Raw genomic sequence first — 16236 nt, 5'->3', positions numbered from 1 at the left:
ATGCACGTCCTCGTGGTGCACAACCGCTACGCCTCGGCGCAGCCGAGCGGGGAGAACAAGGTCGTCGACCAGGAGGTGGAGCTGCTGCGCGCGGCCGGCCACCGGGTCGAGGTGTTCGAGCGGCGCAGCGACGACATCGCCGCCCGGTCCCTGCTGGGCAAGGCCGCCGTGCCGCTCCTCGTGCCGTGGAACCCGGCGGTCCGCACCGAACTCGCCGCCCGGCTGCGCACCGAGCGGCCGGACGTCGTGCACGTCCACAACGTCTTCCCGCTCCTGTCGCCCGCGGTCCTCGCCGCCTGCGCCGACGTCGGCGTGCCCGCCGTCGCCACGCTGCACAACTACACCCAGGTCTGCCCGCCCGGCACGCTGCAGCGGGACGGCCGGCCGTGCGCCGAGTGCGTCGGGTCGGCGGCGCCGCTGCCCGCCGTCCGGCACGGCTGCTACCGGAACTCCCGCCTGGCGACGGTGCCGCTCGCGGTCAGCCTGTCGGTCAACCGGCGGCGGTGGTGGTCCGGCGTGGAGCGGTTCCTCTGCATCTCCGCGGCGCAGCGCGACGTCCTGGTCCGGGCCGGCATGCCGGCCGAGCGGCTGGCGGTGAAGCACAACTTCGTGCCCGACCCGGGCGCCTGCCGAACGGGCACCGGCGAGCACCTGCTGTATCTCGGCCGGCTCGCGGAGGCCAAGGGCGTACGGCTGCTCATGACCGCGTGGGACGAGATCGCAGCGAGCGGCGGTGTGGGCGTACCGCTCGTCATCGCCGGCACGGGGCCACTGGAGCGAGAGGTGACCGCCTGGGCGGCGGGCCGGGACGACGTGCGCTACGTCGGTCTGTACGACCCGGCGCAGTGCCGTCAGGCCATCGCGCGGTCGGTCGCCGTGGTGGCTCCGTCGACCTGGCTGGAGGCGTTCGGCCTGGTGGTCGTGGAGGCGATGGCGGCCGGGGTCCCGGTCGTCGCCGCCGGTCACGGCGCCTTCGTCGAGCTGGTCGAGGACGGCGTGACCGGGCTGCTGCACCGGCCGGGCGAGCCCGCCTCGCTCGCGTCCTGCATACGCCGGATCACGGCCGAGCCGGACCTGGGCCGGGAGATGGGCCAGGCGGCCCGGCGCCGTTACGAGCAGGGTTTCAGCCCGGCCGTCGGGCTGGAGCGCCTGGTGGAGGAATACCGCACCGCGATCGCGGGTCGGACGGAATCAATGGGGGGCAGTAAATGACACGATGCCGACTCTGCGGCTCGGCGGCGCTGGCGAGCGTCGTCGATCTCGGGGCGACGCCACCATGCGAGAGCTTTCTCGCCGCGGACCGACTGGATCAACCGGAGCCGGCGTACCCGCTGCACCTGCGGGTCTGCACCGACTGCTGGCTGGCGCAGATCCCGCCGCTGATCACGCCGGAGGAGACGTTCAAGGAGTACGCGTACTTCTCCTCGTACTCGACGTCCTGGGTGGAGCACGCGCGCACGTTCGTCGCCGACGCCGTACAGCGGGTGGGTCTCGACGCCAAGGGTCCCGACGCCTTCGTGGTCGAGGTCGCGAGCAACGACGGGTACCTGCTGAGGCACGTGGTGGACCGGGGGATCCGCTGCCTCGGCATCGAGCCGTCGGTGAACGTCGGCGCCGCGGCGCGGGACGCGGGCGTGCCCACGCTCACGGAGTTCCTGAGCCCGGAGACCGGTACGGCCGTCCGCGCCGAACACGGCCCGGCGGACCTGGTCGTGGCCAACAACGTGTACGCGCACATCCCCGACGTGGTCGGGTTCACCGAGGGGCTGCGCGCCCTGGTCGCCGACGACGGCTGGGTCTCCATCGAGGTGCAGCACCTGCTGACCCTGATCGAGGAGAACCAGTACGACACGATCTACCACGAGCACTTCCAGTACTACACCGTTGCCTCCGCGATCCGAGCCCTTGCGAGCGGCGGACTCACGCTCGTGGACGTCGAGCTGCTGCCCACGCACGGCGGCTCCATCCGGCTGTGGGCCCGGCCGGCCGAGGTGGCCGGCGAGCCGACCCGGCGGGTGGCCGACGTACTGGCCCGGGAGAAGGCCGCCGGGCTGCAGGAGCTGTCCGGGTACACCGAGTTCTCCGCCCGGGTGGCCAAGGTGCGCCGCGATCTGCTGGGGTTCCTCATCGAGGCGGCCGAGCGCGGCGCGACGGTCGTCGGCTACGGCGCCCCGGGCAAGGGCAACACCCTGCTCAACCACTGCGGCATCCGGCCCGACCTGCTCCCGTACACGGTCGACCGCAACCCGTACAAGCACGGCAGGTTCACCCCGGGCACCCGCATCCCGATCCTGCCGCCCGAGCAGATCGCCGCCGACAGACCGGACTACGTCCTCGTCCTCCCGTGGAACCTGCGGGCCGAGCTGGTCGAGCAGCTGTCCTACGTGCACGAGTGGGGCGGCCGGCTGGTCTTCCCCATCCCGGAACTGAGCATTGTCGAGGTCAAGCGATGAAGGTCGTCCTGTTCTGCGGCGGTTACGGGATGCGGATGCGCAGCGGTGCCGCGGACGACGTGCCCAAGCCGATGGCGATGGTCGGCCCCAGGCCGCTGATCTGGCACGTCATGCGCTACTACGCGCACTTCGGGCACAAGGAGTTCATCCTGTGCCTCGGCTACGGCGCCCACCACATCAAGGACTTCTTCCTCAACTACGAGGAGACGACGTCCAACGACTTCGTGCTGCGGGGCGGGCGGACCGAGCTGCTGTCCACCGACATCGCGGACTGGACCATCACGTTCGCGCAGACCGGCATCGAGTCACCGATCGGTGAGCGGCTGCGCCGGGTGCGGCACCACCTGGACGGGGACGAGATGTTCCTCGCCAACTACGCCGACGTGCTCACCGACGCCCCGCTGCCGGAGATGATCGAGAACTTCGCCCGGCGCGACGCCGGTGCGTCGATGATGGTGGTGCCGCCGCAGTCGTCGTTCCACTGCGTGGAGCTGGGCGAGGACGGCCTGGTGGGCGGCATCACCGCGGTGAGCGAACTGCCGCTGTGGGAGAACGGCGGCTACTTCGTGCTCCGCCAGGAGGTCTTCGACCACATCCCGGAGAACGGGGACCTGGTCGCCGACGGATGTGCCCAACTGGCCAAGCGCGGGCGGCTGGTGGCGCACCAGCACCGGGGCTTCTGGAAGCCGACCGACACCGTGAAGGAACGGGCCGCGCTCGACGCCGCCTACGCCCGGGGCGACCGCCCGTGGGCCGTGTGGGAGCGGGACAGCGCCGGGGTCGGCGCGTGATCCGGCTCGGGGCCGGGAGCCTGGACCGGATCGTCGCGGTGGGCGCGCACTGCGACGACATCGCCATCGGCGCCGGCGGCACGCTGCTGACACTGTGCCGCGCACGGCCGGGTCTCCGCGTCGACGCGCTGGTGCTCTCCGGCGGCGGCAGCGAGCGCGAGCAGGAGGAGCAGGCCGCGCTCGCCGCCTTCTGCCCGGGCGCCGACCTGCGGCTGACCGTGCACAAGCTGCCGGACGGCCGCATGCCCGCGCACTGGGAGGAGGCCAAGGCCGCGGTCGAGGAACTGCGCGCACAGACCGAGCCGGATCTCGTCCTGGCCCCGCGCACCGATGACGCGCACCAGGACCACCGCGGCCTGGCTCAGCTGATACCGACCGCCTTCCGCGACCACCTCGTCCTCGGCTACGAGATCGTCAAGTGGGACGGCGATCTCGGCCGTCAGTCGGCCTACCAGCCGCTGTCGCCCGAGATCGCCGAGGAGAAGGTGCGGCTGCTGCAGGAGCACTACCCCTCGCAGCGGCACCGGCCCTGGTACGACCGGGAGGCCTTCCTCGGCCTGGCCCGGATCCGCGGAATCGAATGCCACGAGCGCTACGCCGAGGCGTTCGCCGTCACCAAACTCACGCTCGACCTGGGGGATTGAACCTTGCGCGTACTGCTGACCGGACACCAGGGCTACCTGGGCACCGTGATGGCCCCGGTCCTCAAGGCCGCCGGGCACGAGGTCGTCGGCCTCGACTCCGGCCTGTTCGCCGACTGCGTCCTCGGCCCGACACCCGCGGACCCGCAGGGGCACCGGGTGGACCTGCGCGACGTCACGGCCGACCACGTGGCCGGGGTGGACGCCGTGATCCACCTGGCCGCGCTGTCCAACGACCCGCTGGGTTCGCTGGCGCCGGAACTCACCTACGACATCAACCACCACGCGTCCGTACGGCTGGCCCGGCTGGCCCGCGACGCCGGAGTGCGGCGCTTCCTGTACGCGTCGACCTGCTCCGTCTACGGCGCCGCCGGCGGCGACGACCTGGTCGCCGAGGACGCCCCGCTGCGCCCCGTGACGCCGTACGCGGAGTCCAAGGTGCGGGTGGAGGACGACCTGCACGAGCTGGCCGACGGCGACTTCAGCCCGGTGTTCATGCGCAACGCCACCGCCTTCGGCTACTCGCCCCGGCTGCGCGCCGACATCGTGCTGAACAACCTCGTCGGGCACGCGCTGCTGTCCGGCGAGGTGCTGGTGCTCTCCGACGGCACCCCCTGGCGCCCGCTGGTGCACGCCGCCGACATCGCACGGGCCTTCACGGCCGCGCTGACCGCGCCGCGGGAGGCGGTGCACGACCGTGCGTTCAACATCGGCAGCGAGACCAACAACGTCACGGTCGCCGAGATCGCCGGGCAGGTCGCCGAGGCGGTGTCCGGCTCCAAGGTGGTGATCACCGGGGAGACCGGTGCCGACCCGCGGTCGTACCGGGTGGACTTCTCCCGGTTCCGCGCCGCGATCCCCGGCTTCGACTGCGAGTGGACGGTGAAGCGGGGCGCGCTCGAACTCGCCGACGCCTACCGGAAGTTCGACCTGACCCGGGAGGACTTCGACCGGCGCTTCACCCGCCTTGCCGTGCTGCGCGCGGCGTCCGACGCCGGGGCCGTGGACGACACCCTGCGGTGGCGCCCGTGACGGCGATCGGCGAGGAGATGTACGCGCTGGTGGAGCGGCTGTACCCGCTGTGCCGGAGCATCACCGGCGACGGTGTGCGCGCCACCCTGGACATCGTCCAGGAGCACATCCCGCTCCAGGTGCACGAGGTGCCGACCGGGACCCAGGTGCTCGACTGGACGGTGCCGCAGGAGTGGAACATCCGGGACGCGTACATCGCCGACACCGCCGGTCACCGGGTCGTCGACTTCGGCGCGTCCAGCCTGCACGTGCTCGGCTACAGCGTGCCGGTGTCGGCGACCATGCCGCTGTCCGAACTGCGCGAGCACCTGCACACCCTGCCGGACCACCCGTCCTGGGTGCCGTACCGCACCAGCTACTACAAGCCGGACTGGGGGTTCTGCCTGGCCCAGGACACCCTGGACGCGCTGCCGGACGGCGAGTACGAGGTGCGTATCGACTCCACGCTCGCGGACGGCCACCTCACCTACGCCGAGCACGTGGTCCCCGGCCAGGTCCCCGACGAAGTGATCGTCTCCTGCCATGTCTGCCACCCGTCGCTGGCCAACGACAACATGGCCGGCGTCGCCGTGGCCACGTTCCTGGCCAAGGCGCTGGCGGAGCGAATCCCGTACTACACCTACCGGTTCATCTTCGCGCCCGGCACCATCGGGGCGATCACCTGGCTGGCCCGCAACGCGGAGCGGGTGGACCGGGTCAAGCACGGTCTGGTGCTGGCCTGCGCCGGTGACCGAGGGCAGCTGACGTACAAGCGGAGCAGACGCGGCGACGCGGAGATCGACCGGGTGATGCGGTATGTGCTGGCTGCCTCCGAACGCCCGCACCGCATCGCCGAGTTCACTCCGTACGGCTACGACGAGCGGCAGTTCTGCTCGCCCGGGTTCGATCTGGGCGTGGGCTCGCTCACCAGGACCCCGTACGCCGGCTACCCCGAGTACCACACGTCGGCGGACAACCTGGACTTCGTCTCCCCGAAGGCGATGGCGGACACCCTCGCCGTCTGCCGCGAGGCGTTCGCCGTGCTCGACCGCAACCGGAGGTACCTCAACCTCAGCCCCTACGGCGAACCGCAGCTGGGCCGGCGCGGGTTGTACGACGCGCTCGGTGGCCGCAGCGACACCAAGCAGGCCCAGATGGCCATGCTCTGGGTGCTCAACCTCTCCGACGGCGAGCACAGTCTGCTGGACGTCGCCGAGCGGTCCGGGCTGCCGTTCGACACCGTCGCCGCCGCGGCCGGCGCCCTGCACGGCGCCGGACTGATCAAGGCATGACGCCGATGACCACCGAGGAGGAGAATCCGCAGGCAACGGCGCCACCGGCCGGGTCCGCCAGGCGGGCCCTCGCCGGCCGGCTGTCCTGGGGGCTGGCCGACCAGGCGGCCTCCAGCATCTCCAACTTCGCGGTGGGCATCTACGTGGCCCGCTCGCTGGGGGTGACCGCGTTCGGCGTGTTCAGCCTGGCCTGGGTGACCTACGGCGTGGTACTGAACGTCTCCCGCGGCCTTGCCACCGACCCGCTCGTGGTGCGCTTCAGCGGCGTGTCGGACGCGTCCTGGCGCGGGGCGGTGGCCCGGTCGACGGGTACCGCTCTCGGCGTGGGTGCGGCCATCGGCGCGGTGTGTCTGGTGGTCGGGCCGGTTCTCGGCGGCCGTGTGGGGCCCGCGTTCGCCGCCCTCGGCGTCATGCTGCCGGGGCTGCTGCTCCAGGACGCCTGGCGGTTCTCGTTCTTCGCCGCCGGCGCCGGGCGGAAGGCGTTCGTCAACGACCTCGTGTGGGGCGTGGCGCTCGTCCCCGCCATGGTCGTCGCGGCCGGCGTGGGCAGCGTCGCCGCTTTCGTGCTCGCCTGGGGTGCGTCCGCCACGGTGGCCGCCGGGTACGGCTACCTCCAGTCCGGCATCCGGCCCCGGACGGCCCAGGCGCGCGGGTGGCTTCGCGAGCAGCGCGATCTCGGCTACCGGTACCTGGTCGAGAACGTCAGCCTCAGCGGCGCGAGCCAGCTGCGGGCGTACGGACTCGGCGCGATCGTCGGGGTCGGTGCGGTGGGTGCGGTCCGGGGCGCCGAGCTCCTGATGGGCCCGTTCCTCGCCGTGCTGATGGGCCTGTCGCTGGTCACCGTCCCGGAGGCGGCACGGGTACTGCGGCAGGCCCCGCAGCGGCTCGGGACGTTCTGCCTCCTCCTCGGCGGCGGGCAGGCCGCCGCCGCGCTGCTCTGGGGCGGGGCGCTGCTGCTGATGCCGGACCGGCTCGGCGAGCTGGCGCTCGGCGCCGTGTGGCACTCCGCCTCGCAGCTCATCGTGCCGATCACCCTCGGTGTCGCGGGCGCCGGCCTCGGCACCGGGGCGGCGGCCGGGCTGCGCGCGCTCGGCGCGGCCCGGCGCAGCCTGCGCTGCCAGCTGTTCGCCTCCGTCTGTTACGTCGGCGGCGGGCTCGGCGGGGCGGCCGTGGCCGGCACGGTCGGCTCGGCCTGGGGCGTCGCCGCCGCGACCGTCAGCGGCTCGGCCGTGTGGTGGCTGCACCTGCGGTCCGCCCTGCGCGAGCGCCACCACAACTCCGTTCCCGAAGTGAGGACTTCATGACCGCGCAACCCAGGCTGAGCATCGGCCTGCCCGTGTACAACGGCGAGGAGTACCTGGCCGAGTCGCTCGACGCCCTGCTCGGCCAGACCTACGAGGACTTCGAGCTGGTCATCTCCGACAACGCCTCGACCGACGGGACCGAGGACATCTGCCGCAAGTACGCCGCGCAGGACTCGCGCATCCGGTACCTTCGCCTGCCCCGGAACATCGGTGCCACGCCGAACCACAACCGGGTGTTCGCCGCGTCGCGCGGCGAGCTGTTCAAGTGGGCCTCGCACGACGACCTGTACGCCCGTGATCTGCTGCGGCGCTGCGTCCAGGCGCTGGACGAGCGGCCGGACGTGATCCTCGCGCACGCCGACCAGGCGGTCATCGACGGCGACGGCCAGGTGAAGGTGCCGTACGAGTACACGCTCGCCACCGGCTCGCCGCACCCGCCGGAGCGCTTCCGCAGCATGCTGTTCGAGCCCGGCGGTGACGACTTCTACGGCGTGATCCGGGCCGCCGCGCTGCGCCGGGTGAAGCCGATGGACAGCTACCACCACGCGGACCGCACGTTCGTCGCCGAAATCGCCCTGCACGGCCGCTTCCACCAGGTGCCGGAGCTGCTGTACTTCCGCCGCGACCACCCCACCCGCGCCGAGCGGGCGAACCCGTCCAAGCGTTCCCGGTGCGTCAACCTGGACCCGCGCCGGGCGGGCCTTCTGCACCCGACGCCCCGGCTGCTCGCCGAGTACGTCTGGGGCTTCGCGTCGGCGATCCGGCGGGCGCCGCTGTCCGCGGCCGACCGGCGCGCGTGCCACCGCCACCTGGCCGCCTGGATGACCAGCCGGGTCAGGCCGGGCGCCGGCGAGCGGGTCGAGGACCGCGCCCCCGTCGACCCGGCCGAGCTCACCGTCTCCGTCGACGCCCTCGTCGCGGGCCGTGAGGGGCGACGGGCATGAAGACGGCGACGCGTGTGGGGGTGTTCGGCCTCCTCGGCTCCGGCAACCTCGGCAACGACGGATCACTCGAGGCGGTGCTCGGGTACCTCCGCGCCGAGCACCCGGAGGCGGCCGTGGACGCGCTGTGCGGCGGACCCGAGGCGGTCACGGCCCGGTTCGGGATCCCCGCGACGCGGCTGCACTGGTACCGCGGGGAGTACCGGACCGCGTCGCGTGCGGGCGCGATGGCGGGGAAGGGCCTGGGCAAACTCGTCGACGTCTTCCGCACCGCCGCCTGGGTGCGCCGGCACGACGTGGTGATCGTGCCGGGCATGGGCGTCCTGGAGGCCACGCTGCCGCTGCGGCCGTGGGGCTTCCCGTACGCGCTGTTCCTGCTCTGCGCGTCCGGCCGGCTGTTCGGCACCCGGGTCGCGCTGGTCAGCGTCGGCGCCGCGACGATCGGCAACCGGCCGACCCGGGCCCTGGTGCGCTGGTCGGCGCGGCTGGCCGCGTACCGGTCGTACCGGGACGCCCAGTCCCGCGACGCCATGCGGGCGATGGGCGTGGACACCGCGCGCGACGAGGTCTACCCGGACCTGGCGTTCTCCCTGCCGACCCCGCCGGCGAGCGCGCCCCCGGGCCCGCCGGGCCTGGTCTGTGTCGGCGTCATGGCCTTCCGCGGCGGCAACGACGACCGTGCCCGGGCCGAGGAGATCCACCGGCGCTACCTGGACGGGACGATCCGGTTCGTGCGCGCGCTGGTGGAGGACGGCAGGCCGGTCCGGCTGCTCACCGGCGACGGGGTCGACGCGCCGGTGGTCGACGCGATCCTCGACGCGGTGGACTCGCCGCTGGTCACGGCCGCCGAGGCAGCCTCGCTGGCCGACCTGATGAAGGAGACGGCGGCTGCCGACACCGTGGTGGCGATCCGCTACCACAACCTGATCTGCGCGCTGAAGGCCGGTACACCGACGCTCGCCCTCAGCTATGCGGCCAAGAGCGACGCGCTCATGGACCGGATGGGCCTCGGCGCCTACTGCCACCCGGCGCGCGAGGTCGACGCCGACCGGCTGCTCGAACAGTTCCGGGAGCTGGAGAAGAGATCGGCGGAGCTGCGGCAGACCCTCGCCGAGCGGAACCGGGCCGCCGCCCGGCAACTGGAGGACCAGTTCACCGCCTTGACGACGGCCCTGTTCCCGGCGGCCGACCACGCCCACACCTCACGGGAGGCTCGATGAAAGCGACCGAAGTCCCGGAGATCGCCGGCGCGTACCTGTTCGAGCCGACGCCGTACGCCGACGAGCGCGGCTTCTTCTGCCGCACCTTCGACGCCGACGTGGTCCGCTCGGTGGGCCTCGACCCGGACGCCTTCGTCCAGGACAGCCTGTCCCGCTCGGTCCGGGGCGTGCTGCGCGGCCTGCACCTGCGCTCCGGCGCGGGCGAGGCCAAGCTGGTGCGGTGCTCGTACGGGAGGATCTTCGACGTGGTCGTGGACCTGCGCCCGGACTCGCCGACGTACCGGGGCCGGGCCTTCTTCGAGCTGTCCGGCGAGACGCAGAAGACCCTGTACATACCGGCGGGGTGCGCGCACGGCTTCCAGGCGCTGACCGAAACCGCCGACACCTCGTACCGGATCGACCGCCCGCACGATCCGGCCGAGGACGTGACGATCGCCTTCGACGACCCGGAGCTGGCCATCCCCTGGCCGCTGCCGGTCACCTCGATGTCCCAGCGGGACCGGGAGGCACCGAGCCTCGCCGAGGTCCTGAAGCACAAGGAAGGGTGAAGCCGGCTTGGCCACCGAAGAGTTCGAACTACCCCGGTCGCGGACGGCGAACGAGCGGCTGCACGCCATGATCCCCGGGGGCGCGCACACCTACGCCAAGGGCGACGACCAGTACCCCGAGAACCTGGCCCCGGTCATCAGCCACGGCCACGGTGCCCATGTGTGGGACATCGACGGCAACCGCTACATCGAGTACGGCTCCGGCCTGCGGTCGGTCAGCCTCGGCCACGCCCACCCGCGCGTGATCGAGGCGGTGCGGCGGGAACTCGACCGCGGCAGCAACTTCGTCCGGCCGTCCATCGTGGAGGTCGAGGCCGCGGAACGCTTCCTGGCCACGGTGCCGACCGCCGAGATGGTGAAGTTCGCGAAGAACGGCTCCGACGCCACCACCGCCGCGGTGCGCCTCGCCCGCGCCGCCACCGGGCGCCCGCGGGTGGCCCTCTGCGCCGACCATCCGTTCTTCTCCGTCGACGACTGGTTCATCGGTACGACGCCGATGTCCGCCGGCATCCCGGAGTCGACCACCGAGCTCACCGTGTCCTTCCCGTACGGCGACCTGGCCGCCACGGAGGAACTGCTCACCCGGTACCAGGACGAGGTCGCCTGCCTGATCCTCGAGCCCGCCACCCACACCGAGCCGCCGCCCGGGTACCTCGCCGGCCTGCGCGAGCTGGCCGACCGGCACGGCTGCGTACTGGTCTTCGACGAGATGATCACCGGCTTCCGCTGGTCCGAGGCGGGCGCGCAGGGCCTGTACGGCGTCGTCCCCGACCTCTCCACGTTCGGCAAGGCGCTGGGCAACGGGTTCGCCGTCTCCGCGCTGGCCGGGCGCCGGGACCTGATGGAGCGGGGCGGGCTGCGTCACTCCGGCGACCGGGTGTTCCTGCTGTCCACGACGCACGGTGCGGAAACGCACTCCCTGGCAGCCGCGATGGCCGTGCAGACCACCTACGTCGAGGAGGGCGTGACCGCGCGGCTGCACACCCTCGGCGAGCGGTTGGCGGCCGGTGTCCGCGAGGCCGCGGCGAGCATGGGTGTCGGCGACCACGTCGTCGTCCGGGGCCGGGCCAGCAATCTGGTCTTCGCCACCCTCGACGAGAACCGGCAGCCGTCACAGCGGTACCGCACCCTGTTCCTGCGCAGGCTCCTCGCGGGCGGGGTGCTGGCCCCGTCGTTCGTGGTGAGCAGCGCGCTCAGTGACGCCGACATCGATCACACCGTCGACGCGGTGGCCGAGGCGTGTGCGGTGTACCGGAAGGCCCTGGACGCCGGTGACCCCGCCCCGTGGCTGGCCGGACGGCCGGTGAAGCCCGTGTTCCGCCGCTTGGCGTGACGTCAGCGGCGTGACGTCAGCGGCGTCCTGGCTGACGGGCGTCGGCCGTCCGGTCGACCAGCCACGCGGTCGCCGGTACCACCGCCAGCGCGGTGCACCAGCCGCCGAGGACGTCGGTCGGGTAGTGGGCGCCCAGGGCGACCTGCGCCCAGCCCATGGCGGCCCCGGCGACCAGCGCCGCCGCGAGCACGAGTGACAGGCCGGCCGTCCTGCCGAGACCGAGCCGGCCGGTCGCGGACAGCGCCAGGACGAGGGCGAGCGCGGTGAGGAAGGCGGTGTGCCCGCTCGGATAGGACAGGTTGCCCTCGCCGTGGATGGTGCGTCCCACCAGGTGCTTGAGCAGCGTCGCCGTCCCCACGGTCATGCCGGCGCCGACAACGATGAGCACGGCCGCCCGAGGGCGCCGTAGCAGCAGGCAGCCCGCCACGGCGGCCACGATCAGCATCGCCGATCCGGCGGGCTCCCCCAGGAAGTCCAGGGCCAGAGCGACGTGCCGCCACGGCGGCCGCACACTGTCCGCCGTCGGCCGGATGATCCACCTGTCCACCCGGCTGGGCTCGCTGTGGCCGGCGTACAGGACCCCGAGCACGACGACCACCAGCGCGGCGAGGGCCGCGATCAGCCCGAGCCACAGGCGCAGCGGCGGGGGCAGCACCGCGGGCGCCGGCCGGCCGGTCACAGGCCCACCGTGTCCGGTCGATCCGCGGGCCGGGTGAGGGTGCGGTCGTTCAGCCGACCGGTGGGCAGCCATGAATCAGCGACTTCCTGTCTCCGTTGCTGCGGATCGCCCTGCGGCTTGCCACCCTAGCCAACAATGCGGTCGCGGCACACGGCCTTCAGTGTGCTCGGCACACGTTCCTGTACGGGGTGCGGGGAAGGCCGGCTCTCCATTCGGCGCGCGAGAGGGTCCGTCCGGCGCGTCGGCAGGTCCGGTCGGCACCCCAACGGGGGTCTGTCGCGTACGTGTACAGCGGCGTCAGGCTCCCCGCTGTCCTGAGTTTCCGTCCGTCCGCGGTGAAGGTCATGGACGAGGGCGGCGCACCGGTGCCGGGCAGGGCGAGGCCGTACTGCTGAGGCGATGCCGTGTCCCACAACTGGACGGTGTCGCGGGTGCCCGCTGCCAGCGTGCGGCCGTCGGGGGAGAAAGCCAGCGCCGAGACCGCCGCGGGGCTCCCTCCGGTGCCGCCTCTGGTGGCTGCGGCGAACGTCTGACGCCTCACCTGGCTGTCCCAGACGGTGACGCGTCCGGACGCGTCACCGACCGCGAGGTGTGTTCCGTCGCGGCTGAAGGACAGGGACCGGATCGCGTCCTGGCTCAGCACCCGGCGCGTGATCCGTCCGGAGGGGAGGTCGACCACCTGCCCGGACGAGGTGACGAGCAGCCTGCCGTCCGGGCGGAGCGCGAGGACGTCTCCGCCCACGTCGGGGAGGACGTGGACCTTCTTCCGGCGGCGCAGGTCCCAGATCTCGGTCCACTGATCGTCGGCGATGAGCTGAGCGTCGGTCGTCATGCGGTCGTCCAGGGAGTACGGGATGTAGAGAAGGTTTCCGTCCGGGCTCACCTCGATGTCCCGGACGGGCCTCGTCTTCGGGCTGGAGGCCGCGATGTGCAGCTCCCTGCCCTCCTGTGCGCCTCCGACGGCGATGACGGTCCGCTGACGGGTGCCGGTCGTGCGGGTGACGCCGTACACGTGGGTCCGTCCGTCCGGGGTCAGTGCGGCGAGGGTGTGACAGCGTCCGCCGTCGTCCGGTTCCGCCCCGGCGGCAGGGCAGGGCAGGTCGGCGCGGTGTACGCGGCCGCTGCGCAGGTCACGGAACCGGAAGTGGACGGCGTCGCCGTCGGGGGACGAGCGAGCGGTGGCCAGGACATCGCCGTCCGCGCTGAATTCCACTGTCGTGAGGGGTCGGCGGGACCAGCCGGAAGCCACGACAGGACCGAGGTGGAGGGTCCTGACCGTGGATGCGTGCCGGCCTGCGAGATAGCGGAGCATGCGGCCGCCGGGAGCCCAGCGCAGTGAGCCGGCCGTCTCGTCGACGAGGGAGTGACGGAATACCGGATCGGCAGGGTTCGCAACCCGCCAGACGAGGATTTCGTCCGTGTCGACGGCCGCCAGGAACTGCCCGTCCGGGCTGAGGACCGCTTCGACGGTTCCCGGGTGCCCGACGGTGTGGAGGAGCTTCCCGGAGGACACCTGCCACACCTGTATCTTCTTGGTGGTCAGGGTCAGCAGCGCTCTGCTGTCCCGGCTGAAGGAGAACTGCAGGCCGCGGCAGCCGGATCGGGCTTCCGACAGCTGCGCGGCGGTCAGTTCTCGCCGGCTGTCCGTGTCGTACACCTCCAGGCGGGCAGAACTGCCGCGGCACAGGGCCAGCAAACGGTCATCAGGGCTCGCGTTGCCCCGGACAGGGCCGTCGGCGGCGCCGGCACGCCGCTCCAGCAGCGTGCGGCCGCTCGCGATCTCCCTGAACCGCACGCTGCGGTCCGCACCGTAGACGATGACGGTCCGTCCGCTGGGGCTCATCTGTCCGACTGCCCCGCGGACCGGCGGCCGGCCTGTCGGTCTGCCTTCGGCCACGTTCCACAGCCGCACGCCGCTGTCGCTGTTCAGCACCGCGGTGTGCGACTCGGCACTCACCTCGGGGTAGTCGTCGGCGTACGGTCCGAGGCCGGGGAAGGACGCCAGTTGTCGGTGCGTCGACACATCCCATTGCGTCACCTGTTTCCGGCCGGCGCTGACCACGGTCCGCCCGTCCAGGTCGAGAGACCGGCCTGCGGACGGATCGCCGCCGGGCACCGTGAAGGCGTCCTCCTCCTTCTGCCACGCCGCGGCGAGCAGCGCCGAGCGCGTCTCGGGAAGATCCGCCAGCCGCCATGCGGCCACGCTGAGCAGCATGGCTCTCTTCGGGTCCTCGGAACGTATGCCGTCGGCCACCGCGGCGATACGGCGTGCCTCGGCCCGCAGTTGCTCTCGCTTCCAGAACTGGCTCTGGCGAAAGGCGGTCAGGCCGGCGATGAGAGAGAGGACGAGCAGGACGGACAGGGCGGCCGCGGACCGGCGCAGTTTCCGGGCGGTACGGGCCGCGAGGTGTTGTTCCCGCTCGCGTGCGGTGAGGCAGGCGGCGAGGAAATCGCGTTCCGGAACGGTCAGGTCCTGCGCGGACCCGCCGGCGAAGTGTTCCTGCGCGGTGACGAGGAGGGCGCCCCGGTACAGAGCGCCCGGGTCACGGCCGAGCTCCTCCCAGGTGCGGGCGGCTTCGGTCAGCCTCCGGTGGGCGCGCAGACGTTCACGGTCGGTGTCGATCCAGCCGCGCAGCCGGGGCCAGGCGGTGAGCAGGGCCTCGTGGGCCAGGTCGACGGCATCGTTGTCGAGGACGAGCAGGCGCGCGGCGGACAGTGCCTGGAGAACCTGGGTGGTCTCGTGACCGCTGGTGGCCTGCAGCTCGGCACGTTCCGCGGGCCGGCGGGTGTCGGGGGTGCCGTCGCCGGGGGTGACCAGGCGCAGCAGCAGCCGGCGGGCGGTGCGGGCCTGGCTCTCGGTGAAGCGGCTGTAGACGTCTTCGGCGGTCTTGGCGATCGCACCGTGCAGGGTGCCGGCGGCCTCGTAGGCGGTCTCGGTCAGGGTGCGGCCGGTGCGGTGACGCCAGGTCTCCAGCAGCGCGTGCGACATCATCGGCAGCGCGCCCGGCTCGCCCTCGACCTCGTCCAGCAGCCGGGCGGTCAAGGAGCGCTCCACGACGAGTCCGACGCCGGCGGCCGGTCTGACGATCGCCTCCCGTAGTTCTTCACGGCTCATCTGTCCGACCGGGACCGTGGCGTCCCGCAGCGCCGCGGTGAGGCCAGGGTGTTCCAGGCAGTGGCCGTAGAAGTCCGCCCGGACCGCGGCGACCACGCGCAGCCGGCTGCCGGGGGCGCGGGCGGCGAGCAGCCGGTCGATGAAGTCGGTGCGTTCGGCCGCGTCCCGGCACAGGGTGAAGAGCTCCTCGAACTGGTCCACGATCAGCCAGGTGTCCGCGTCCGCGTCCGGCACCGGGGCCAGGCGGGGCGCGTGGGTACCCATCGGGTGCTCGCCGGGAGTCAGGACGCGGATCGCCGCCGGACGCGGGGACGGGCCGTCGCCTACGCGCAGCCGGGGAATCAGTCCGGCACGCAGCAGGGAGGACTTGCCGCTGCCGGACGGGCCGAACACGGCGGTGAGGCGGCGGTCGCGGACCAGGTCCAGCAGCCGGGCGGTCAGCCTCTCCCGGCCGAAGAACAGCTCGGCGTGCACCGGCTCGTAACGGGCCAGGCCGCGATACGGGGGCGGGGCGGCGGAGCCCTCGCCGGGTTCGGCCGCCGCCTGTGCGGCCGCCTGTCGCCGGCGCTCCCGCCACTCGTCCTCGTCACCGCCGCAGGCGCGCACGTAGGCCAGCATCACCTGCACGGAGGGCAGCCTCTCGCCCGCCGCCGCCTGGGACAGGGTGGTGACCGAATACCCCACGCGCTGAGCCATGACCCGGTAGGTGAGGCCGCCGGCCTCCTGCCTCAGCTTGCGCAGCTCCTGCGCGAACCGCTGCACCGGCCCCGCGGCCGGATCCACCGGCACCTCGCGCCGACCCGCCACCGTCTCATCTCCTTCGACACCGAGCCGCGGACCAGCGGCCAACCTACGCAAGGTCGCTCCCGGGCCGGCAGACCCCATCGCGTCATTGTTCGGCGGCCGAA

General features: G+C 72.7%; 13 protein-coding genes. 11 read left to right on the top strand and 2 right to left on the bottom strand.

Annotated elements, in window-relative coordinates:
* From ABZ937_RS19820 to ABZ937_RS19770, 11 genes are read left to right on the top strand one after another with little or no spacing between them, the layout of a single operon-like run.
* Nucleotides 1–1212 (top strand): glycosyltransferase, encoded by a 1212-nt coding sequence (locus tag ABZ937_RS19820; protein ID WP_361693485.1) that lies wholly within the window; start codon nucleotides 1–3, stop codon nucleotides 1210–1212.
* Nucleotides 1209–2453, top strand: a complete 1245-nt coding sequence (locus tag ABZ937_RS19815; protein ID WP_361693483.1) for a class I SAM-dependent methyltransferase — start codon at nucleotides 1209–1211, stop codon at nucleotides 2451–2453. The genes ABZ937_RS19820 and ABZ937_RS19815 overlap by 4 nt, the downstream gene beginning before the upstream one ends.
* Entirely contained in the window at nucleotides 2450–3244 is a 795-nt protein-coding gene (locus ABZ937_RS19810) for a glucose-1-phosphate cytidylyltransferase (protein WP_361693481.1), read from the top strand. Before ABZ937_RS19815 ends, ABZ937_RS19810 begins: the two co-directional genes overlap by 4 nt.
* Complete coding sequence (locus ABZ937_RS19805; protein ID WP_361693479.1) at nucleotides 3241–3888, top strand: PIG-L deacetylase family protein; 648 nt, start codon at nucleotides 3241–3243, stop codon at nucleotides 3886–3888. Before ABZ937_RS19810 ends, ABZ937_RS19805 begins: the two co-directional genes overlap by 4 nt.
* Before the next feature lie 3 nt (nucleotides 3889–3891).
* Nucleotides 3892–4917: an SDR family oxidoreductase gene (locus ABZ937_RS19800; RefSeq protein ID WP_361693477.1), complete on the top strand. Its 1026-nt coding sequence runs from the start codon at nucleotides 3892–3894 to the stop codon at nucleotides 4915–4917.
* Nucleotides 4905–6188: a DUF4910 domain-containing protein gene (locus ABZ937_RS19795; protein ID WP_361693475.1), complete on the top strand. Its 1284-nt coding sequence runs from the start codon at nucleotides 4905–4907 to the stop codon at nucleotides 6186–6188. The genes ABZ937_RS19800 and ABZ937_RS19795 overlap by 13 nt, the downstream gene beginning before the upstream one ends.
* A 5-nt stretch (nucleotides 6189–6193) precedes the next feature.
* Nucleotides 6194–7492: a hypothetical protein gene (locus ABZ937_RS19790; protein ID WP_361693537.1), complete on the top strand. Its 1299-nt coding sequence runs from the start codon at nucleotides 6194–6196 to the stop codon at nucleotides 7490–7492.
* Nucleotides 7489–8436, top strand: a complete 948-nt coding sequence (locus ABZ937_RS19785; RefSeq protein WP_361693473.1) for a glycosyltransferase family 2 protein — start codon at nucleotides 7489–7491, stop codon at nucleotides 8434–8436. Before ABZ937_RS19790 ends, ABZ937_RS19785 begins: the two co-directional genes overlap by 4 nt.
* On the top strand, nucleotides 8433–9653 hold the full coding sequence (locus ABZ937_RS19780; protein WP_361693471.1) for a polysaccharide pyruvyl transferase family protein: 1221 nt from the start codon (nucleotides 8433–8435) through the stop codon (nucleotides 9651–9653). Before ABZ937_RS19785 ends, ABZ937_RS19780 begins: the two co-directional genes overlap by 4 nt.
* On the top strand, nucleotides 9650–10201 hold the full coding sequence (rfbC, locus tag ABZ937_RS19775) for a dTDP-4-dehydrorhamnose 3,5-epimerase (RefSeq protein ID WP_361693469.1): 552 nt from the start codon (nucleotides 9650–9652) through the stop codon (nucleotides 10199–10201). Before ABZ937_RS19780 ends, rfbC begins: the two co-directional genes overlap by 4 nt.
* Before the next feature lie 7 nt (nucleotides 10202–10208).
* Entirely contained in the window at nucleotides 10209–11534 is a 1326-nt protein-coding gene (locus tag ABZ937_RS19770) for a glutamate-1-semialdehyde 2,1-aminomutase (protein WP_361693467.1), read from the top strand.
* Between the two features lie 16 nt (nucleotides 11535–11550).
* On the opposite strand, the gene ABZ937_RS19765 is transcribed toward ABZ937_RS19770, so the two are convergent.
* The gene (locus ABZ937_RS19765) at nucleotides 11551–12213 is read right to left on the bottom strand and encodes a phosphatase PAP2 family protein (RefSeq protein WP_361693465.1); all 663 of its coding nucleotides are present in this window, start codon (nucleotides 12211–12213) and stop codon (nucleotides 11551–11553) included.
* Nucleotides 12214–12370: 157 nt separating this feature from the next.
* Complete coding sequence (locus ABZ937_RS19760; protein ID WP_361693463.1) at nucleotides 12371–16135, bottom strand: helix-turn-helix domain-containing protein; 3765 nt, start codon at nucleotides 16133–16135, stop codon at nucleotides 12371–12373.
* Nucleotides 16136–16236 lie beyond the last annotated feature (101 nt).

Origin of the sequence: Streptomyces sp. NPDC046727 (assembly GCF_040645635.1) — a bacterium.
Lineage (GTDB): Bacteria > Actinomycetota > Actinomycetes > Streptomycetales > Streptomycetaceae > Streptomyces.
The sequence above is the reverse complement of the archived record's forward strand: the minus strand, read 5'-3'. Positions and strand labels throughout refer to the sequence as shown.